We start from the raw sequence: 1,198 nt of genomic DNA on the forward strand, positions 1-1,198 counted from the left end.
ACACATTATTTTATCTTATTATCTGTTATAACAAGATAAGCTTAGTTAAAGCCTTGATATAATCACTTCTACTTCTTGGTTTGACGGCTGGATGACGGCGAAGAAAATATCAACAGTATTATATGTTAGAGTGAGCTGAAAGAATCTATCACTTTTCTCTTTTCAGTCATGAAAGAACTAATATACGTATCCAATGTCATTTTGATTGAACTGTGTCCTAATAAGTCACTGATCGTTGCTACAGTCGCACCGTTTTCTAAACAGCGAGTAGCAAAGGTGTGTCTTAACGCATGGAAATGAACAGGCGGCAGCTGTGCCTTTTGACAGATTTGTTTAAAATGGTAGTTAATCACACGCGGCTCTAACGCCTTTCTTTTGCCAACTACATAATCACTTTGTGCTTCTTTTTGTACCTTCTGAAGTAAATAACCCATATTTTGAGACAATGGAATAATCCGAACAGAATTACTGCTCTTTGGGGAAAGCTCAACTAATTCTGTTTTTTGACTTGTTCCTTCTGTCGTTACTCGCTGCAGTGTTCGCTTCACTCTGATTACTTGCTCTAAAAAGTCAATGTCTTGCCATTTTAATCCAGCAATTTCACCAATTCTCATTCCAGTTTCCAAGGCAATCAAAACTGGTAATCCAGCTTTATGTTGCTTCGCTTCTATTTCAAGTCTTTTTTGTTCTTGTTTTGTCAAACTTTGTACCGTATTTGATTTTTGTTTAGGTAGTTGAACATCTATGCAAGGATTTTTTATAAGTAAAGAACGCTTAACTGCATAGTTTAGACAACTTCTTAAGACTCTATAGGTTGCATGGATCGAGCTGATCGATAACTTTTCCCTCAGTTTATTTAACCAGTACTCCACTTGACTTTTTTTGATCATATAAATCGGCTGACTGCCAAACATAGGTAAAATATGATGTGTCAGCTTGGTCAAATAGCTACTATATGTGCTGGGCTTGATATCAGCTTTAATTTCTTTTAGCCAATACTCTGACCATTCATTTAACGTTCCTTCGTACTCTTTGGTAAAAAGTTCGTCCGTATTTTGTTGTGCGGATTTTAAGTGAATTAAGCGTTGTTTGACTTCTTTATATTTATACCCATAAATATACCCATAATGGATAGTGCCATTTTCCTTCCGGCCTTTTGCATACCTTCCTTCCCAACGCCCATCTTTTCTTTTATAGA

Annotated in this window: 1 protein-coding gene; it reads right to left on the minus strand. The window is 36.2% G+C overall.

Annotation, left to right across the window (positions count from 1 at the left end; genetic code table 11):
• Nucleotides 1-125: 125 nt before the first annotated feature.
• On the minus strand, nt 126-1,198 hold a 1,073-nt coding region (locus RV15_RS18380; RefSeq protein ID WP_071879432.1), incomplete at its 5' end, for a tyrosine-type recombinase/integrase.

Origin of the sequence: Enterococcus silesiacus (assembly GCF_001886225.1) — a bacterium.
In the GTDB taxonomy this organism is placed as follows: Bacteria; Bacillota; Bacilli; order Lactobacillales; family Enterococcaceae; genus Enterococcus_L; species Enterococcus_L silesiacus.